This is a genomic window from Actinomadura chokoriensis (assembly GCF_041463665.1).
In the GTDB taxonomy this organism is placed as follows: Bacteria; Actinomycetota; Actinomycetes; order Streptosporangiales; family Streptosporangiaceae; genus Spirillospora; species Spirillospora chokoriensis_A.
Genome location: NZ_JAXCEJ010000012.1, coordinates 183,692 through 202,817, shown reverse-complemented (window position 1 = coordinate 202,817; position 19,126 = coordinate 183,692). Strand labels below are relative to the sequence as shown.

Sequence of the window (19,126 nt, the reverse complement as noted above, 5' to 3'; positions counted from 1 at the left end):
CGGGCTCGGTTTGTGATCGTTTCGACCATGGCCACTCACTCCTTCGCCGAAGCGAAGAAGGTCATCATGTTCCGGGTTGTCGCGCGGCCCAATGGCCAGGGCCGGTGAGCTGCATGGAGCCGAAGCCGATGCGGTTCAAGCTAGAAGAGAGTTGGAGCTTCATCCTTGCCCCCTCCCGAGTTCTGGCCTCGCAGCTTTTCGAGCGCCACGGCCTTCGTGGCGAGCAGTACGAACAGCCGTGCGGCGACCAGCGCGTCATACGTCGCACGGTGAGGGCTGAGACCTTCCGGCAGGCCCTCGGCCAGCTTGAACGCCTCAACCAAGGACCCGAGCTTGTAGCTCATCTGGTTGGGCACCAGCCGCTTCGCCAGCTTCAGCGTGTCGAAAACCTCGGGGCACTCCCACTCGCCGAGGTGGCGCTGAAGCACGCCGACATCCACATGCGCGTTGTGGGCGACGAGAGCCGGGGAGTTCAGGGAATGGAGCACCTGACCGCTGATCGCCGCGAACGACGGAGCGTCGTCCACGTCGTTGTTCGTGAGGCCATGGATGCGGGTAGCGAAGTACTCGATCGGACGGGGCGGCTTGACCAGCCAACTCATCGGCTCCCTGATGACGCCGCCGACGATCGGCACAGCGGCCAACTCCACCAGGTCGGGCGGCTGTTGGCCGTTGCCCTCCACGTCCACCACCACGTACCTGAGGTTCGTCCAGTCAGCCATCTTGCCTGCCGTCCTTCCATCCGATGTCCGCCCGACCATGCCGCCGGTCGTGGTGGGGATGACGAACATCGTGTACCTGGAACCCGAGTGCATGTTGGAGGTAGTAGCGCGGCTGCTCCTCGGCGAGTCCGGACACGACAGCCGCCCGCTCCGTGATGTTCACGACAACCAGGCCGCGTGCCTCCGTCGGCCCCTGGGGCGGAGTTACCTCCCGGGCGCATTCTCGCGGGTCAGGCGCTCGTGGACACCTCTCCAGCGAGATCGTTTAGCGTGCTCCGCTACGAGCTGCCGATGGGGCGAACGGATCCTGCGCTCCTGCAGCATCGACGTGGTCCACCAGATGGTCTGCGAATCAAAGGCGTCCGGCGGCCTTGAGGGCGAGGTAGGCGTCGGCGAGGGCGGGGGCGATCTCGTCCGGCGGGGCGTCCACGACCTCGACGCCGTGGCCGCGCAGCTCGGCGGTGAGGCGGCGGCGCTCGGCGCGGGCGCGCTCGGCGGCGGCCGCGTCGTACACGGCCGCGAGGTCGCCGCGCCCGGCCGCCATCTCGCCGACGCGCGGATCCGACACCGCCGCGATCATCACCAGGTGGCGGGCGGTGAGCTGCGGCAGCAGCGGCAGCAGCCCCTCCTCCAGCGCGGCCGTGTTCAGGTCGGTCAGCAGGACGACCAGGCACCGCTGGCGCACGCGCGCCATCAGCGTCGACACCATCCCGGCGGCGTCGCATTCGAGCAGCTCGGGCTCCAGCGGCGCCATGGCGTGCACCATCGCGGGCAGCAGGTCCGTCCGGGACGCGCCCTCCACGCGGGCGCGGACGCGCCGGTCGTAGGCGAGCAGGTCGACGCGGTCGCCGGCGCGGGACGCGAGCGCGCCGAGGAGCAGCGCCGCGTCCATCGAGCAGTCCAGCCGTGGGATGTCGCCGACGCGGCCGGCGGACGTGCGGCCGGTGTCGAGCACCAGGTAGATGCGGCGGTCGCGTTCGGGCCGCCACGTCCGCACCACCACGTCGCCGCGCCGGGCGGTGGCGCGCCAGTCGATGGACCGGACGTCGTCGCCGTCGACGTACTCGCGCAGCGAGTCGAACTCGGTGCCCTGCCCGCGGATCAGCGCCACGTGCGCGCCGGTCAGCTCCCGCAGCCGCGCCAGCTTCGCCGGAAGGTGGCGGCGGGACGGGAACGCCGGCAGGGCCCGCACCGTCCAGGGCGCGGCGCGCGACAGCTGCCGCGCGGCCAGCCCGAGCGGCCCCACCGACCGGACGGCGACCGTGACGGCCTTCCGGTCGCCGCGCCGCGTCGGCGTCAGCGTCATCTCGACGCGGCGGCGCTCACCGGCGGGCACGTCGACCTGGACCGTGCGGGGCGCGGCGCCCGCGCTGGGCGGCCACACGTCCCGCAGGCGGGCCTTGAGGCGCCGCCGGCCCTGGTTCTCCACGATCAGCGACACCCGCGCCGTCTCGCCGAGGCGCACGTTGGTGTCGCCCGCGCGGTGGAAGCGCAGCGCCCGCACGTTGCCGGCGAGGACGAGGTCGGCGACGACGCCGAGCAGCAGGACGCCCCACACCGCGAGCAGCGCCCACCAGCTCGGCGCGAACAGCGGGACGAGCGCGCCGAGCAGGGCCAGCAGCCCCAGGCGCCCGGTCAGCGCCATCAGCGCGGGGCGGGGACGTGGGCGAGGATGCCCTCCAGCACGCCGTCCGCGGTGGCGCCCTCCAGCTCCGCCTCGGGACGCAGCTGGACGCGGTGCCGCAGCGTCGGCCTGGCCAGCGCCTTCACGTCGTCCGGCGTGACGTAGTCGCGGCCCGACAGCCACGCCCACGCGCGGGACGTCGCCAGCAGCGCCGTCGCACCGCGCGGGGACACGCCGAGCTGGAGCGACGGGGACTGCCGGGTCGCCCGGCACAGGTCCACGACGTAGGCGGCGACCTTGGGATCGAGGTGGACGGTCCTGACGGCGGCCTGGCCGGCGGCGAGTTCGCGCGCGCCGGCGACCGCCTTCACCTCCGACAGGTCACGCGGGTCGAACCCGGCCGCGTGCCGCTGGATCATGGCGATCTCCTCGTCCCGCGTGGGGACGGGCACCGTCAGCTTGACGAGGAACCGGTCGAGCTGGGCTTCGGGCAGGGGATAGGTGCCCTCGTACTCGATCGGGTTCTGGGTCGCGCACACCACGAACGGGTCGGGCAGAGCGCGCGCGGAGCCCTCCACCGAAACCTGGCGCTCCTCCATGGCCTCCAGAAGGGACGCCTGCGTCTTCGGTGGCGTCCGGTTGATCTCGTCCGCCAGCAGGAGGTTGGTGAAGACGGGACCTTCGCGGAAGTCGAACTCCGCCGTCCGGTTGTCGTACACCAGCGACCCGGTCACGTCACCGGGCATCAGGTCGGGGGTGAACTGGACGCGCTTGAAATCGAGGTCGAGGGCCCTCGACAGCGTCTTGATGAGCAGCGTCTTGGCCGTACCGGGGACGCCCTCAAGCAGCACATGACCGCGGCACAGCAGCGCGATGACGAGGCCGGTCACCACGGAGTCCTGACCGACGACCGTCTTGGCGACCTCACCGCGCAGCGCCGTGAGCGCCGCGCGAGCCGTCTCGGCCTGCCGCCGGGCCTCCTCCGACAGGGCCCCGGACCCCGCGTCGTCGGGTACGTCGTCCTCGAGCTCTACAGGGGTGTTCAAGACTGCCGTACCTGCCTTTCCAGGTCATCAAGGACGCCCGTCAGGGCGATGAGCCCGGCGTCGTCCAAGGGTTCAGGACCGTACAGAGCCGCCCCGACGTACGTCTCGTCGTAGGGCGTGCGGCGGGCGACCGCGGTGACGATCTCCTGCACGGCGGAGGGATCCTGCGCGCTGCCGCGGGGCAGCCCGAGGAGCGGGACGAGCCGTTCGCGGGCGCCGGAGCGCAGCGCGTCGGAGGCGCGGTCGCGGGCGCGCCCGGCCCGGTAGAGGCGGGCGCGGCCCTCGACCGTCTCGGCGGACCGGACGACGACGGGCAGCGCCTCCGCCACGACGGGGCCGAGGCGGCGGGCCCGCCACAGCGCCACCAGCAGCACCGCGACGAGGAGTTCGAGGAAGAACAGCTTCACGCCGAGCGGCAGGAGATCGCCGAGCGAGGTCTGCCCGGCGCCCTCGCCCGACGCCGGCAGGTCCGGGACGAGCCACACCGTCGCGCCGCCGGGGCCCGCCAGGTTCATGGCCAGCGCCGCGTTGCCCTCCTCGGTGAGCCGCCCGTTCGTCAGCGGCGCGGCCGACCCCAGCACGGTGACCGTGCTCGAACCCTTCTGCACCTGGACGACCCTGGCGCCGCCGGACTCGGTCTGGTAGCACGCGACCCCCTGGCCGGTGATCTCGTAGGTCTCCGACTCGTGGAACGCGACCGTCCCGGCGAGGGACGCGGCCGGGAGGGCGCAGCCCGGCGCGGCGGTCTCCTCGAAGCTCGGGCCGCTGCGGCGCACCTGCGGGGCCAGAACGTTCAGCGCGTACGCCGTCGGCCGGACGAGGAGCATGTCGACCTGCGTGCCGCTCAGCATCCGCAGGTCGTCCTCGCTGAGCCGCTCGGTGCGCGTCACCACGAGGACGTTGTTGGACCGGCTCGCGATGAGGGCGTCCTGCATCCTCCGCGTGACGATCACCCCGGTGCCGTGCTGCCGCAGGATCTCCGCGAGCGCCCGGGAGCCGTCCTGCTTCGGCGACTCCGGGTCCAGCGCCTCCGGCGGCGTCGACGGGCGCAGCGCCGCCAGGATCACCGCGATGACGGCCATCGCGAGGAGCACCGCGACCACGCCGCGCGCCGACCGCCAGCGGCGGCCCGCGACCTGCCGCGCGGACGGCTCCGCCGGCCCGCTCTCGGGCGGGGCCTGGGTCACCACCGCGGGCCCCCTTCCTCGCCGGCCCCGGCCAGGCTGAGGTCGTCGCTCTCCAGCGGCTTCGGCTTCGTGGCCCGCAGCCGCTCGTCCAGTTCCCTCATCCGCGCGTACCCCTCGGCGGTGCCCGGGCGGTCGCCGTACCAGACGTCGTCGAAGATCGCGACGCCCGCCGCCAGCTCGCCGGCCAGTTCCGGCACGGCCCCGCCCGCCTCCGCCGCCAGTTCGTCCGCGGTGCGTCCCGGACGCGCCGCCAGCACCGCCCGCTCCTCCAGGTCGCGGGCTATCGCGCGGAGCCGCTCGCGGATCGCGTCGGCCCACTGCCCGGCCGCCGCGTGCCGCTCCGCCGCGTCCCGGTGGTCGAGCGCGGTGGACGGCCGGTCGTCCAGCAGCGGGTCTGTGCGGGAGCGCGGGTTGCGTCGGCCCCACATCAGCCACACCACCAGCCCGACCGCGACGAGCGCGACCACGACGATGATCGCGATGGACGTCCAGCCGCCGCCGCTGCCCTGCGACTGCGGGTTCGGCGCCTGGTTGAACAGCTGCTGCAGCCACTCGGTGAACTCGTTCCACCAGCGCTCCAGCCAGGACGGCTCGTCGCGCCGGTAGATCTGCTTCTCCAGCTCGCGGCGGGCCAGCTCGCGGGCCTCGTCGCGGCCGATCGGATCGAGGATCACGGGTTCGCTCCCGTCCGCGGATGCGCCGGCACCGGATCGGTCCGCCACAGGTCGATGAACCCGTCGCCGCGGGCGGCCCCTGCGCCGGCGTCTCCGGCGCGGGCGTCTCCGGCGTCCTCGCCGCCCGTGATCGCCGCGGCGGACCGTCCCCTGATGCGCAGATCCAGGTCGAAGCCCTCGCGGCGCATCCGCCGGTCCATGTAGAGGAGGGCGATCACGCCCGCGTCGAACGGCAGCACCACCGACCAGCTCACGATGCGGCCGGCCGTGTCCACCGCGAGCGCGCCCATCGTCGCCCCGCTGCCGGACGAGTCGCCGAAGAAGATCAGCTGGACGAGCATGAACGGGATGCGGAGCGCGAAGAAGCCCATGAACACGGTCACGACCAGGGCCAGCAGGAGCGCCCCGCAGGTCCGGAACCACCGGCCCTTCGAGAGCGTGACGGCCCGGCGCAGCGCGCCCGTCACCGTCTGCCGCTCCAGGACGACCGCCGGGACGGCCTGGACGAACAGGATGTACAGCCACACCATCAGGGCGATGCCGAGCGGGAAACCGATGATCCCGGCGAGCACCCCGAGCGCCGGGTGCGCGTCGACGGCGATCAGCGCGAAGAACGGGAGGACCGGCAGCAGCAGCGCGCCCAGCGAGATCCCCATGACGGCGGCGGCGGTCCCGGCCAGCCGTCCGAGCCTCGGCCGCGCGTCGCGCCACGCCTGCCGCGGCGCCATCGGCATCCCCACCAGCTCACGGCCCAGGATCGGCGCCACCAGCCCCGACATGAGCAGGATCCCGTAGGCCGACAGCACCAGCCCCAGCACCGTCAGCGTGAGCTGCGCGCCGAGCGACTCCATCAGGACGTCCGGGGTGACCTCGTCGCGGGCCTCGTCGCCGATGAAGAAGTACGCGGTGACCGAGCTCGTCACCTGGATCACCGTGCTGATGGCCACCGCGAGGCCCAGCGTGGTGCGCGGCCGGCGCCGGATCCCGGCGATCGCGCCGTCCAGCATCTCCGAGATGGACATGGGACGGAACGGGACGCCCCGCACCACATCGGTGGCGTCGGCGTCGTCGTCCCAGCCGTCCGGTCCCGGCATTCTCGGCTCCCTGCGGTCCCTGCGGATTCCTGCGGTCTTGAGCGGGGGTCAGGTCATCCTGTCACGGGTGGGATGTCAACCTTGCGCTGGTTTCGGGAGTCACCACTACGAATCCGAGCCGCCCACCGGATGCGGGGGAGCCATGTACGACGCAAACGCGGGTAACCTTGCACGCCAAGGTATATCTCTCCCTGGCAAGGTGGCGCCGGAGCATCGCACCCCACTCCACCGAACCCCGACTTTGTGACGATGAGGGCCATGAGAGGACGTGTACTGGTCGTCGACGACGATCTCGCGCTCGCCGAGATGCTCGGCATCGTGCTGAGGGGCGAGGGCTTCGAGCCCTCGTTCGTGCACGACGGCGACAAGGCGCTCGAGGCGTTCCGGGAGACCCGGCCCGACCTCGTGCTGCTCGACCTGATGCTGCCGGGGGCCGACGGCATCGACGTGTGCCGCCAGATCCGCGCCGAGTCCGGCGTGCCGATCGTGATGCTGACCGCCAAGAGCGACACCGTGGACGTCGTCCTCGGCCTGGAGTCGGGCGCCGACGACTACATCGTCAAGCCCTTCAAGCCCAAGGAACTGGTGGCCCGCGTGCGGGCCCGGCTGCGCCGCACCGACGAGCCCGCCCCCGAGACCCTGCAGATCGGCGACATCACCATCGACGTCGCCGGGCACTCGGTCAAGCGCGGCGACCGGCACATCCCGCTGACCCCGCTGGAGTTCGACCTGCTCGTCGCACTCGCCCGCAAGCCCCGGCAGGTGTTCACCCGCGAGGTGCTGCTGGAGCAGGTGTGGGGCTACCGGCACGCCGCCGACACCCGGCTGGTCAACGTGCACGTCCAGCGGCTCCGCGCCAAGATCGAAAAGGACCCTGAACGTCCCGAGATCGTCGTCACCGTGCGCGGTGTCGGCTACAAGGCGGGGCCCGCCTGAGCCCCGCCGCTCCCTCCCTCGACCCGGCACCGCGCCCTCCCCGGCACAGCGCCCAGTTCCCCGTGTGACACGCCGATGAACGTCCAGTACCCGTGCGGACCCGCCCACCGCGTCGCGATCTCCTCATGAAGGCTGACCTGAGGAGGGCGAAGCGGTTCGTCCGGCGCGGCCTGGGAGCGGCGCGGCGCTCCGTCGCCGGCGCCGTCGGCGCCGCCTACCTGCGCTGGCGCCGGTCGATCCAGGTGCGCGTCGTCACGTCCACGCTGTTCATCTCCGCGATCGTGGTGGCGATCCTGGGCGCGTTCCTGATGCAGCAGGTGTCGTCGGCGCTCATGGACGGCAAGGTCAAGGCGGCACGCCTCCAACTGGACGACGGCCTGGCGCAGGTCCAGCGCGACCTGGGCAACTCCGCCGGGGACGGCAGCAGGCTCAACTCGACCATCGACCGCCTGAAGTCGCGTAGCGGCCCGTCCGGGCTCTACGAGGTCTACATCCGCGACACCAACGAGCAGTACTTCGACGGCTACACGACCAACGAGCTGCGGCCGGAGAGCGTCCCCAAGCGGCTCCGCGAGGAACTGAAGACCGCGCCCGCGGGTTCGCGCGCCTACACCTACGGCAGGCTCTCCTACCTCGGGGGCGCGCCGGACGAACGCGGCCTCATCGTCGGCGGCCGGACAGGTCAGTTCGAGCTGTACTACCTGTTCCCGCTGACGCAGGAACAGCAGACCCTCACCAACGTGAGCCGCTCCCTAGCCGGAGTGGGCATCGTCCTGGTGCTGCTCTTGGCCGCGATCGCCTCCCTCGTCACGCGGCAGGTCGTCATACCGGTACGGCTCGCCGCCCAAGGCGCGCAGAGACTCGCCGCAGGGCGCCTGGAAGAGCGCATGAGGGTCCGCGGCGAGGACGACCTGGCGCGCCTCGCCCGCTCCTTCAACGACATGGCCGCGAACCTCCAGGAGAAGATCGGCGAGCTGGAGGACCTCTCGCAGGTCCAGCGGCAGTTCGTCTCCGACGTCTCGCACGAGCTGCGCACGCCCCTGACCACCATCAGGATCGCCGCCGACATGCTCTACGAGTACCGCGAGACCTTCGACGACCCCGCCGTCGGACGGTCCGCCGAGCTGCTGCAGAGCCAGTTGGAGCGGTTCGAGTCGCTGCTCGCCGACCTGCTGGAGATCAGCCGGCACGACGCGGGCGCGGCGACGCTGGACGCCGAGTCCCTCGACATGCGCGACCTCGTGCTGCGCGTCGTCGGCGACATCCAGGGCCTCGCCGAACGCAAGGGCAGCAAGGTCGTCCTGCAGTTGCCCGGCGAACCGTGCATGGCCGAGGTCGACCGGCGCCGCGTCGAACGCATCCTGCGCAACCTCCTCGTCAACGCCGTCGAGCACGGCGAGGGCGAGGACATCGTCATCTCCGTCGCCGCCGACCGCGACGCCGTCGCCGTCGCCGTGCGCGACCACGGGGTCGGCCTCAAACCGGGGGAGGGGCAGATGGTCTTCGACCGCTTCTGGCGCGCCGACCCGGCCCGCGCCCGCACCACCGGCGGCACCGGGCTCGGCCTGTCGATCTCCCGCGAGGACGCCCAGCTCCACGGCGGCTGGCTGCAGGCGTGGGGCGAGCCCGCCGCGGGCTCCCAGTTCCGCCTGTCGCTGCCCCGCGTCGCCGGAGCCGAGCTCCGGGGATCGCCGCTGCCGCTCGTCCCGCCGGGGGCCGGAGACGCGCGCCCGCTCTTCGCGGAACTGGAGGCCGGCGAATGAGCGCCTGCACCGGGACCCGGCGCATCGCCGGCCTGCTGACGCTGGCCGTCCTCGTCTTCGGCGGCGCCGGATGCGCGAGCGTGCCGAGCGGCGGGCAGGTCATCAGCGGCAAACCCGCCGAACGCGCCGAACGCGTCGACGACCCCTACGTCCGGCTGATCCCGGTCAAACCGCGGCCCGACTGGGGGCCCGCCGAGATCGTCTCCGGGTTCCTCGCCGCGTCCGGCAGCTTCGACGACGGCCACAAGGTCGCCAAGATGTACCTGAACGGGCAGACCTCCTGGAACCCCGGGCTGCGCCCGTCGGTGACCGTCCTCGCGAGCCGCGTCACCGACCCGCACGTGATCAAGTCGTCCGGGAACCAGGCGACCGTCCGGATCACCGGCGAGGAAGTCGGCACCATCACCGCCGACGGCCAGTACACCGCGTCCCCGAAGAGCCTCGACACCACCTTCCAGCTCGCCAAGACCCCGCAGGGCGTCTGGCGCATCACCGGCCTGCCCGGCGACGAGAAGTCCGGCCTCCTGCTCACCAAGGACGACGTCGAGCGCGCCATGCGCACCGTCAACCTGTTCTTCTTCGCGCCCGACCGGCAGACCCTCGTCCCGAACGGGGTCTTCCTGCCGGTCGCCAACCGGCGGTCGCTGCCGACGCAGCTCGTCCAGGCGCTGCTCGCCGGGCCGACGTCCTGGCTCGCGGGCGCCGTCGACAGCGCGTTCCCCGAGGGCACCCGGCTGCGCCGCACCGTCCAGATCGACAAGGAGGTCGCGACCGTCGACCTCACCAAGGAGGCCGCCGGCGGCGACATCGAACGGATGTCGGCCCAGCTCAGCTGGACGATGCGGCAGCTGTCGGAGATCAAGCAGTGGCGGCTGCGGATCGACGGGGAGACCGTCGTCCCCGACGGCATGGACGCAACCCAGCCCATGAACGGGTGGGAGGAGAACTCGCCCGACGGCCAGCTTCCGCACGACGGCGCCCACCAGAACGCCTACGTGACCGGCCCGTCGGGCTTCCTCGGCAGCCTGGAGGGCGACCGCGCCCAGCCCGTCGTGACCGGCCCGGCGGGGCGCCTGTCCCGTCCCGCCGTCGCCCCCGGCTACCAGGAGTTCGCCGGCCTCAGCAGCGACGGGACCCAGATGCTCGTCGCCGCGCCGGTCACCGGCTCGCCCGCCTCCCGGGTCCTGCTCACCGCGCACGAGGGGGCCCGTTTCACGGCCCCGTACTGGAGCCACGACGGCACCCTGTGGGTCGTGGAGAGCAAGAAGGACGAGTCGTGGCTGTGGGTGCGCCGCCCCGGCAAGGCGCCCGCCCGCGCCGCCCACTGGGGCCTCGGCGGCCGCGAGGTGCTCGCCTTCCGCGTCGCCCGCGACGGCGTCCGCGCCGCCGTGATCGCCCGCATCGACGGCCGCCCGCAGGTGCAGCTCGGCCGCATCGCCCACGACCCCGACGGCTCCCTCGACGTCGGCTCCTTCCTCCCGGTGAGCTCCGAGCTCCAGGACGCCGTCGACCTCGCCTGGCGCGACTACGGCACCTTCGCCGTTCTCGGCCGCGCCAAGCGCGACTCGCAGACCCTCCCGTTCCTGATGCCGATCAGCGGCAGCGCCATCACGTCCCTGGGCGTCGGCTCCCTGGGCGAGCCCCGCACGATCGCGGCCGCGCCCGGCGCCCCGATCCTCATCGGCACCCGGTCGTCCGGCAAGGACCAGATCTGCCGCCAGCGCGCCCCGAGCAACTCCTACAGCCCCTGGATCTGCCCCACCCCCGCCAAGGACCCCAGCTACCCCCGCTGACGGAGTTGTCCACAGGTTGGGGAGTGCGGGACGGGGACGGGCGCGGGGCGGCATCGTCGGGCGCGTGGGATTCTTCGATGACTTGATCGATCTGCTGCTGCCCGAGCGGTGCGCGGGGTGCGGGCGGGAGCCGGTGCTGCTCTGCTCCGCCTGCCTGAAACCCCTGCGCGAGTCCGCACGGCCCGTCAGGCTCGCGCCGGCCGGTCTCCCTTCCCCTTGGACGGTCGCCGCCTACGAGGGGCCCCTCCGCGCGATCCTGGCCGCCTACAAGGAACGTGGCCGGACGGCCCTGGCCGTTCCCTTAGGCGAAGCCCTGGCAACGGCCGTCCAAGCCGCCCTCACGCCCGGCCCCGACCCGCCGGCGGCGGTGGTGGCGGTGTGGGTGCCTTCGGGGCGGAAGGCCGTGCGGCGGCGCGGGCATGATCCGTTGCGGGGCCTGGCCGAGGTCGCGGTGCGGCGGCTGCGGGCGGACGGCGTGCCGGTGACCATGGCGGACGCCCTGCGGCAGCGGGGCGGTGTGGCCGACCAGGCCGGGCTCACGGCCGTTCAGCGCGCCGCCAACCTGCACGGCGCCGTCGAGGTGCGGGCCCACGTCGCCGGGAGCCGGGTCGTGCTGGTGGACGACGTGGTCACGACGGGCGCCTCGCTGGCCGAGGCCGCACGAGCCCTGCACGCCGCCGGTGCGGACGTCACCGGCGCGGCCGCCATCGCGGCGACTCCGCGCCGCCGCCCCCGGTGACCGGTCGAGAAAGTCGGGCAATGGTGACTTTCTTCACTTTTCATCGGGCGGGCGGCAGTTAGCTACGTTGCGTAGCTGGACGGTGTCCGGCTTGTCGGACTTGAGGGGGTGTCTGGGGTTATTCAGGTCACACCGAGTCATGCGAGGGGGAGAGATTTCCCAAACTCACCTCACGGTCAGTACCAGCTGACCTGCGCGGGTGCCAGGCGGCGGGAACGCCGGGCACGGCGGCGTTCACGGCAGGTGACGAGGGTCCGGGAGATGCCGGGGAAGCCGGCTGCGGCGGGCGCCGATGACGGTCCGTGAGTTTTTCCTCAGCCCACCCTCCTGACATTCGACGCGTAAGGGGTTAGCGTTCCTGACATGGCACCCGCCCGGGTCCGTGGTTGCGCTGGATCGCAGTGCTCGTCAGGAGCACGGCAGACGATCCGGCTAGCCGATGCCAGGCGCAGGCGAAACGGCCCACGTAAGGCGACTTCTCGTCGACCGATCACGGTGCGCCTTAGAGGTAAGTCCTGCCCCATCGAGGGATCCGACATCCCCCGAACCGGGAGAAGGGCAGTAGTGGCGAGAGCGCCGCGAGCCCCTCAGCAGGCGGATGTGGGGACGAAGACCAGGTCGGCCGGGCGGGTGCGACCCACCGTCCTGTGGTGCCCGTCCGGGACCGGCAGGGTCCCGGGAAGGGCGACAAGCGCAACCGGGAGAAGGGGGGTCCCGCGTGAACATCACCGTGAGGGGCCGGCACACCGAGATCAACGACAGGTTCCGTCGGCACGTCGACGGCAAACTGGCCAAGATCGAACGGCTTGACCAGAAGGTCATCCGCGTGGATGTGGAGGTGTCCGAGGAACGAAACCCGCGCCTTGCCGACCAGCGCGAACGAGTGGAGCTGACGATCCGCTCCCGCGGCCCGGTGGTCCGGGCCGAGGCGGCCGCCGACGACCGGTACGGCGCCCTCGACCTCGCGCTCGACAAGCTGGAGTCGCGGTTGCGCCGCGACTCCGAACGGCGCAAGGGCCACGGCCTCAAGAGCCACGGCAAGGGCCGCGCCAAGCTCGCGACGATGGAGACGCTCCCCGAGGCGCTCCCCGAACCCGTCCCCGAACAACCCGCGGAGGCCGCCGCCGAGCCTGCCGAACCGGCCGAGGCGGAGGTCGGCGCCGAGACCGAACCCATCTCCCAGGACGAGAACCTCGTGCCGATCCCCATGGACGGCGACGGCCCCCTCATCGTCCGCGAGAAGTTCCACCAGGCCGAGCCGATGGGCATCGAGCAGGCTCTGTTCGAGATGGAACTCGTCGGCCACGACTTTTTCCTGTACCGGGACAAGGCCACCGGGCACCCCTCGGTCGTATACCGGAGAAGAGGCTGGGACTACGGCGTCATCAGGCTTGTCGAAGAGTGAACCCGCCCGCCCGGCGCCGGCCGCCGGAACCGGGCCCGGTGATGCGGCGGACGCGTCACGTCACCTCCCGAACCATGTCATGATCTGAAAAGGCGCATCAGCCGATCCACGGACGCGGCGCGTCCCGGGAACCTTCCCGGGGCGCGCGGCGGTTGATCGGGAGACACCCCGGTCCGAAATCCCCCGGGCGCGTCCCCGGACCCCGTAAGTTCCCGAGGACGACCCGATGGACGACAACCTTCCGGTAGTTCCAGATCGCTGAATAGTGAAGGGGGGAAGCGGCGTCTCCTCCACGCCGCGACTCTGGTGAGCGAGAACCCCGAGACTCGCGACGCCGCGGCGGTGCCCCGTCAGGCCGGCGCCGGCGCCGCCCCCGCCGGCCGGGAGGCGGTGCCGCAGGGCGGGGCGGCCGACCCCATCCGCGTGCTCATCGTCGACGACCATGCCCTGTTCCGCAGGGGCCTGGAGATGGTCCTCCAAGGCGAGGACGACATCGAGGTCATCGGCGAGGGCGGCGACGGGCACGAGGCCGTCGAGATGGCCGGCGACCTGCTGCCCGACGTCGTCCTGATGGACATCCGGATGCCGCGCCGCAGCGGCATCGAGGCGTGCACCGCCATCAAGGACGCCGCGCCCAGCGCCAAGATCGTCATGCTGACCATCAGCGACGAGGAGGAGGACCTCTTCGAGGCGATCAAGGCGGGGGCCAGCGGCTACCTGCTCAAGGAGATCTCCATCGACGAGGTCCCGCAGGCCGTCCGTGCGGTGTACGGCGGCCAGTCGCTGATCAGCCCGTCGATGGCGTCCAAGCTCATCACCGAGTTCGCCGCGCTGGCCAAGAGCAGCGAGGAGCGGACGCAGCAGGTCCCCGCGCCGCGCCTCACCGACCGCGAGATGGAGGTGCTGCGGCTCGTCGCCCGCGGCCTCGGCAACCGGGAGATCGCCCGCGAGCTGTTCATCTCCGAGAACACGGTGAAGAACCACGTCCGCAACATCCTGGAGAAGCTCCAGCTCCACTCCCGCATGGAGGCCGTGGTCTACGCCGTCCGCGAGAAGCTCCTGGAGATCACCTGACCGCCGGCTTCCGGCCCGTCCCTCCCGGACGCCTCCGCGCATGCCCGCCCGGCCCGCGGGGCGCGGTGAGACCGGTAATCCGGTTTTGTCGGTGTCGTGTCGTAGCATCGCGGGCGTGGTAGAGGCAGCAGGACCCGGCACGGGCACATCGGGTACGGGCACATCGGGTACAGGCACATCCGGCACGGGCGTATCCGGCACAGGTGTATCCGGCGGGGTCGAGCTCGGCGCGGACGAGGCGCGGCGGCTCCAGCTTCGCGCCCAGGGCTTCCTGGGCGCACGTCCGAAGGGCGGGGTCCCGGCGATGCTGGAGCGGCTCGGCGCCGTCCAGCTCGACACGATCTCGGTCCTGGCGCGGTCCCACGAGCTGGTTCCCTACGCCCGCCTCGGCCCGGTGAGGCGAGGCGACATCGAGACCGCCTACTGGGGCGACGGTTCGCGAACCAGGGGCGCCCCCGGCGAAGGCGGCGGGCAGAGTCCTAACGGGCATGCTCCGGGTTCGCGGGGCGCGGCCCAGTATCCGGCGTTCGAGTACTGGGCGCACGCCGCGTCCGTGATTCCCATGGCCGACTGGCCGCTCTTCGCGTTCCGCCGGCGCGCGTACCTGCGGCGCGGGTGGCGCTGGCACAAGGTGCCGGAGGGCGTCTGCGACCAGGTCCGGGCCCGCCTGAAGGCGGACGGCCCGCTGACCACCAAGGAGCTCGGCGGCGCCAAGGCGAGCGCCGAATGGTGGGACTGGAGCGACCACAAGATCGGCATCGAGTGGCTGCTGGACGTCGGCGAGGTCGTCTGCGTCGAGCGGGTCGGCTGGCGCCGCGTCTACGACCTCGCGGAGCGTGCCGTCCCGTCCGAACTGCTCGCGCAGGACCCGGACGACGACGCCTGCCTGACCGCGCTGATCGCCCGGGCCGGACGCGCGCTGGGCGTGGCCACCCGCGGTGACCTCGCCGACTACTACCGGGTCAAGAAGGACCAGGTCGACCGGGTGATCGAGGCGACCGGGCTCGTCCCCGCCCGGGTCGCCGGCTGGTCCCAGCCCGCCTGGGCCGACCCCGCGGCGCTGTCCGCCCCGCCGAGGGGCCGGCACGCCACCACCCTGCTCTCGCCGTTCGACTCCCTCGTCTGGGATCGCGCCCGCTCGTCCCGCGTCTTCGGCTTCGACCACCGCCTGGAGGCGTACGTCCCGAAGGACAAGCGCGTCCACGGATACTTCGCGATGCCGCTGCTCGCCGGCGGCCGCCTCGTCGGACGGGTCGACCCGGCCCGCGAGGGCCGCACCCTCATCGCCCGCCAGGCGTCCCTGGAACCCTGGGCGACCCGCACCGCCGCCCGCACCGAAACCTCGGCGGCGGCCCTCGCCACCGCGCTCTGGCGCGCCGCAGCCTGGGTCGGCTGCGACGACGTCCGTGTGGAACGCACCCCGCTGCCACGGGCCCTGATCGACTCCGCCCTGGACGCCGCCACCCCGGTCTGACCGATCTTGGACGGGCCGTAGCGGCGTCGCTCGCGGGCGTCCACCGACCGGAATGGGTGCAGGCGGTGGGGCGTTGAGAAGGGAGAGGATCCGTACATATGCGAAGTGGCCGGCCCCGTGAGGAGACCGGCCACCATCGGGGGAACGGGTCAGCCGTGGGGGGTTTCCTGGGTGTCGGTCGCGACCGGCGTACGGAGGACCTCGCCCTGGTCGCCGCCGCGGCGCTTGGACGTGCGCGAGCCGAACAGGGAGTAGTCGACGATCTCGGGGATCACGCGGGGTGCGTCCACCACGACGTCCGAGAAGAGGTGGACCATCCAGCTGACGAGGAAACCGGCCACGATGACGCCGGCGCCGATCCAGAACATGATCCAGGACGGACCGAGGCAGAGCGCGACGCCGCCGATGACGAAGCCGATGAAGATGACGGTGACGGCGATCCACGAACTCGGCCGTCCGGCGTGCGAACCCTCTGCGGACCCTTTGGACATTGCGCCTCCCCTCCTGTGAGGTGTGAGGGATCCTCTCCGGGAGTCGGAAAATCAAACGGAAGCCGCTGTGGATTGCGCTGCGGAGTGACCTAGACCATTCTGGGTCTCGCCTACGATGGCATCGTACGTGTGGTGTGCGTGCCGCCCGGAGCGGTGAACCACGATCTGCAAGGAGCCTTCGAGAGTGCCGCCAGTCATCGACAAGATCCTTCGTGCGGGCGAGGGACGAACCCTGCGCAAGCTCAAGAAGCTCGCGGATCAGGTCAACTCGATCGAGGAGGACTTCCTCGAGATGAGCGACGCCGAGTTGCGCGAGCTGACCGACAAGTACCGGGAGCGCATCGCCGACGGCGAGTCCCTGGAGGACCTGCTGCCCGAGGCGTTCGCGACCGCGCGCGAGGCCGCCAAGCGCGTCCTCGGCCAGCGCCACTACGACGTCCAGGTGATGGGCGGCGCGGCGCTGCACCTGGGGAACATCGCCGAGATGAAGACGGGTGAGGGCAAGACCCTGACCTGCGTGCTCCCCGCCTACCTGAACGCGCTGTCCGGCGACGGCGTCCACGTGGTCACCGTCAACGACTACCTGGCCAAGCGCGACGCCGAGTGGATGGGCCGCGTCCACCAGTTCCTCGGTCTCGAGGTCGGCGTCATCCTCCCGCAGATGACCCCGGACGAGCGCCGCGCGGCCTACAACTGCGACATCACCTACGGGACGAACAACGAGTTCGGGTTCGACTACCTGCGCGACAACATGGCGTGGAGCCTGGAGGAGTGCGTCCAGCGCGGCCACAACTTCGCGATCGTGGACGAGGTCGACTCGATCCTCATCGACGAGGCCCGCACGCCCCTGATCATCTCGGGTCCGGCGGAGCAGAACTCCAAGTGGTACTCGGAGTTCGCCAAGATCGTCCCGCGGCTGAAGCGCGCCGAGCTGGTCAGCACCGCCGGTCAGGTCGACGAGTACGGCCCCGGCGACTACGAGGTGAACGAGAAGAAGCGCACCGTCGGCATCACCGAGTCCGGCGTCGAGAAGGTCGAGGACTGGCTCGGCATCGACAACCTGTACGACTCGGTGAACACGCCGCTGGTGAGCTTCCTCAACAACGCGCTGAAGGCCAAGGAGCTGTACAAGCGCGACAAGGACTACGTCGTCATGAACGGCGAGGTCCTGATCGTGGACGAGTTCACCGGACGCATCCTGCACGGCCGCCGCTACAACGAGGGCATGCACCAGGCCATCGAGGCCAAAGAGGGCGTGGCGATCAAGGACGAGAACCAGACGCTCGCCACGATCACCCTGCAGAACTACTTCCGCCTCTACGGCAAGCTGTCCGGCATGACCGGCACCGCCGAGACCGAGGCGGCGGAGTTCAACAAGACCTACAAGATCGGTGTCGTGCCGATCCCGACGAACAAGCCGATGATCCGCGACGACGTCGCGGACGTGGTCTACAAGACCGAGCAGGCCAAGTTCGAGGCCGTCGTCGACGACATCGCCGAGCGGCACGAGAAGGGCCAGCCGGTCCTGGTCGGCACGACGTCGGTGGAGAAGTCCGAGAAGCTGAGCAAGATGCTCAAGCGGCGCGGCATCCCGCACCAGGTGCTGAACGCCAAGCACCACGAGCAGGAGTCGGCGATCGTCGCGGAGGCGGGCCGCAAGGGCGGCGTCACCGTCGCGACGAACATGGCGGGCCGCGGCACCGACATCATGCTCGGCGGCAACCCCGACTTCCGCGCCGACCTCGAGCTGCACCAGCGCGGCCTGAACCCGCTGGAGACGCCCGAGGAGTACGAGGAGGCCTGGCCGGAGGCGCTGGAGAAGGCCAAGGAGGCCGTGAAGGGCGAGCACGAGGAGGTCGTCGACGTCGGCGGCCTGTACGTCCTCGCCACCGAGCGGCACGAGTCGCGGCGCATCGACAACCAGCTGCGCGGACGGTCCGGCCGGCAGGGCGACCCGGGCGAGTCCCGGTTCTACCTGTCGCTGGAGGACGACCTGATGCGGCTGTTCAACTCGGCCCGCGTCGAGTCGATCATGACCCGGCTGAACATCCCGGACGACGTGCCGATCGAGTCCAAGATCGTCAGCAATGCGATCAAGTCGGCGCAGAGCCAGGTCGAGCAGCAGAACTTCGAGATGCGCAAGAACGTCTTGAAGTACGACGAGGTCCTGAACCGGCAGCGCAAAGTCATCTACGCCGAGCGCCGCAAGGTGCTGGAAGGCCAGGACCTGCACGAGCAGATCCGCGGCATGATCGACGAGGTCGTCGCGGGCTATGTCGCGGGCGCCACCGGCGAGGGCTTCGCCGAGGAGTGGGACCTCGACAAGCTGTGGAAGGCGTTCAAGCAGCTCTACCCGGTCTCGATCACGGTGGACGAGCTGGTCGAGGAGGTCGACGGCGACATCTCCGGGCTGGACGCCGAGACCCTCGCCGAGAAGCTCCGCGACGACGCCCAGGCGGCCTACGACAAGCGCGAGGAGGAGCTCGGCTCGGAGGTCATGCGCGAGCTGGAGCGCCGCGTCATCCTCTCGGTGCTCGACCGCAAGTGGCGCGAGCACCTCTACGAGATGGACTACCTCCAGGAGGGCATCGGCCTGCGGGCCATGGCGCAGCGCGACCCGCTGGTGGAGTACCAGCGCGAGGGCTACGACATGTTCAACGCCATGCTCGACGGCATCAAGGAGGAGTCGGTCGGCTACCTGTTCAACCTCGAGGTCGAGGTCGAGGAGCAGCCGGAGGCCCCCACCGTCGGCGCCGCGCCCGTCTCGGTCGCCAAGTCCGCCCCCGCGGTGGAGGCGGGCGCCGAGGAGGACGAGGGCGCCGTCGCCGGCGACGTGGAGGAGGCCGACGAGGTCCCCGCCATCAAGGCGAAGGGGCTGGAGAAGCCGTCCCGTCCGAAGAAGCTGGAGTACTCGGCCCCGACCGTCGACGGTGAGGGCGGCGTCGAGCTGCACAGCGAGGAGACCGAGGACGAGTACGCGGGCGTGAACCGCAACGACCCGTGCCCCTGCGGCTCGGGCAAGAAGTTCAAGCGCTGCCACGGCGACCCGCGCAACAAGAGCAAGTAGGACGCGCGCGAAGCGGCCTCCCGGTGGGCCCGGGAGG

Annotated in this window: 15 protein-coding genes; 8 read left to right on the top strand and 7 right to left on the bottom strand. The window is 71.4% G+C overall.

Translation table 11 applies throughout. The annotated features are described in order from the left end of the window. Positions 1-140: 140 nt before the first annotated feature. The 6 genes from SM418_RS20165 to SM418_RS20140 all read right to left on the bottom strand — a co-directional run bounded on the left by SM418_RS20165 (position 141) and on the right by SM418_RS20140 (position 6,347). Positions 141-791 (bottom strand): 3'-5' exonuclease, encoded by a 651-nt coding sequence (locus SM418_RS20165; RefSeq protein WP_371942491.1) that lies wholly within the window; start codon positions 789-791, stop codon positions 141-143. Between the two features lie 283 nt (positions 792-1,074). Beyond that, the gene (locus SM418_RS20160) at positions 1,075-2,367 is read right to left on the bottom strand and encodes a DUF58 domain-containing protein (RefSeq protein WP_371942492.1); all 1,293 of its coding nucleotides are present in this window, start codon (positions 2,365-2,367) and stop codon (positions 1,075-1,077) included. Further along, positions 2,367-3,335: an AAA family ATPase gene (locus SM418_RS20155; RefSeq protein WP_371942649.1), complete on the bottom strand. Its 969-nt coding sequence runs from the start codon at positions 3,333-3,335 to the stop codon at positions 2,367-2,369. The genes SM418_RS20160 and SM418_RS20155 overlap by 1 nt, the downstream gene beginning before the upstream one ends. Before the next feature lie 53 nt (positions 3,336-3,388). After that, on the bottom strand, positions 3,389-4,582 hold the full coding sequence (locus SM418_RS20150; RefSeq protein WP_371942493.1) for a DUF4350 domain-containing protein: 1,194 nt from the start codon (positions 4,580-4,582) through the stop codon (positions 3,389-3,391). Beyond that, positions 4,576-5,253 (bottom strand): DUF4129 domain-containing protein, encoded by a 678-nt coding sequence (locus SM418_RS20145; RefSeq protein WP_371942494.1) that lies wholly within the window; start codon positions 5,251-5,253, stop codon positions 4,576-4,578. The genes SM418_RS20150 and SM418_RS20145 overlap by 7 nt, the downstream gene beginning before the upstream one ends. After that, positions 5,250-6,347: a hypothetical protein gene (locus tag SM418_RS20140; protein WP_371942495.1), complete on the bottom strand. Its 1,098-nt coding sequence runs from the start codon at positions 6,345-6,347 to the stop codon at positions 5,250-5,252. Before SM418_RS20140 ends, SM418_RS20145 begins: the two co-directional genes overlap by 4 nt. Positions 6,348-6,605: 258 nt before the next feature. Between SM418_RS20140 and mtrA the strand changes: the two genes are divergently transcribed. The 7 genes from mtrA to SM418_RS20105 all read left to right on the top strand — a co-directional run bounded on the left by mtrA (position 6,606) and on the right by SM418_RS20105 (position 15,531). Further along, a complete protein-coding gene (gene mtrA, locus SM418_RS20135; protein WP_021598338.1) occupies positions 6,606-7,283 on the top strand; it encodes an MtrAB system response regulator MtrA in 678 nt (225 codons plus the stop codon). Positions 7,284-7,408: 125 nt separating this feature from the next. Next, positions 7,409-9,046 (top strand): MtrAB system histidine kinase MtrB, encoded by a 1,638-nt coding sequence (gene mtrB, locus SM418_RS20130; protein ID WP_371942496.1) that lies wholly within the window; start codon positions 7,409-7,411, stop codon positions 9,044-9,046. After that, complete coding sequence (locus SM418_RS20125; protein WP_371942497.1) at positions 9,043-10,839, top strand: LpqB family beta-propeller domain-containing protein; 1,797 nt, start codon at positions 9,043-9,045, stop codon at positions 10,837-10,839. Before mtrB ends, SM418_RS20125 begins: the two co-directional genes overlap by 4 nt. A gap of 64 nt (positions 10,840-10,903) precedes the next feature. Then, a complete protein-coding gene (locus SM418_RS20120) occupies positions 10,904-11,578 on the top strand; it encodes a ComF family protein (RefSeq protein WP_371942498.1) in 675 nt (224 codons plus the stop codon). A gap of 718 nt (positions 11,579-12,296) precedes the next feature. Continuing rightward, positions 12,297-12,983, top strand: coding sequence for a ribosome hibernation-promoting factor, HPF/YfiA family (gene hpf / locus SM418_RS20115; RefSeq protein WP_371942499.1), 687 nt, complete (start codon positions 12,297-12,299; stop codon positions 12,981-12,983). Positions 12,984-13,373: 390 nt separating this feature from the next. Continuing rightward, positions 13,374-14,057 carry a response regulator gene (locus tag SM418_RS20110; protein WP_443098382.1) on the top strand — a complete coding sequence of 228 codons (684 nt, stop codon included), beginning with the start codon at positions 13,374-13,376 and terminating at the stop codon, positions 14,055-14,057. Positions 14,058-14,172: 115 nt separating this feature from the next. Continuing rightward, positions 14,173-15,531, top strand: coding sequence for a winged helix-turn-helix domain-containing protein (locus SM418_RS20105; RefSeq protein ID WP_371942500.1), 1,359 nt, complete (start codon positions 14,173-14,175; stop codon positions 15,529-15,531). Positions 15,532-15,680: 149 nt separating this feature from the next. On the opposite strand, the gene SM418_RS20100 is transcribed toward SM418_RS20105, so the two are convergent. Beyond that, the gene (locus tag SM418_RS20100; RefSeq protein WP_371942501.1) at positions 15,681-16,022 is read right to left on the bottom strand and encodes an HGxxPAAW family protein; all 342 of its coding nucleotides are present in this window, start codon (positions 16,020-16,022) and stop codon (positions 15,681-15,683) included. Positions 16,023-16,206: 184 nt separating this feature from the next. On the opposite strand from SM418_RS20100, the gene secA reads away from it, so the two are divergent. After that, the gene (gene secA / locus SM418_RS20095; RefSeq protein ID WP_371942502.1) at positions 16,207-19,089 is read left to right on the top strand and encodes a preprotein translocase subunit SecA; all 2,883 of its coding nucleotides are present in this window, start codon (positions 16,207-16,209) and stop codon (positions 19,087-19,089) included. Positions 19,090-19,126 lie beyond the last annotated feature (37 nt).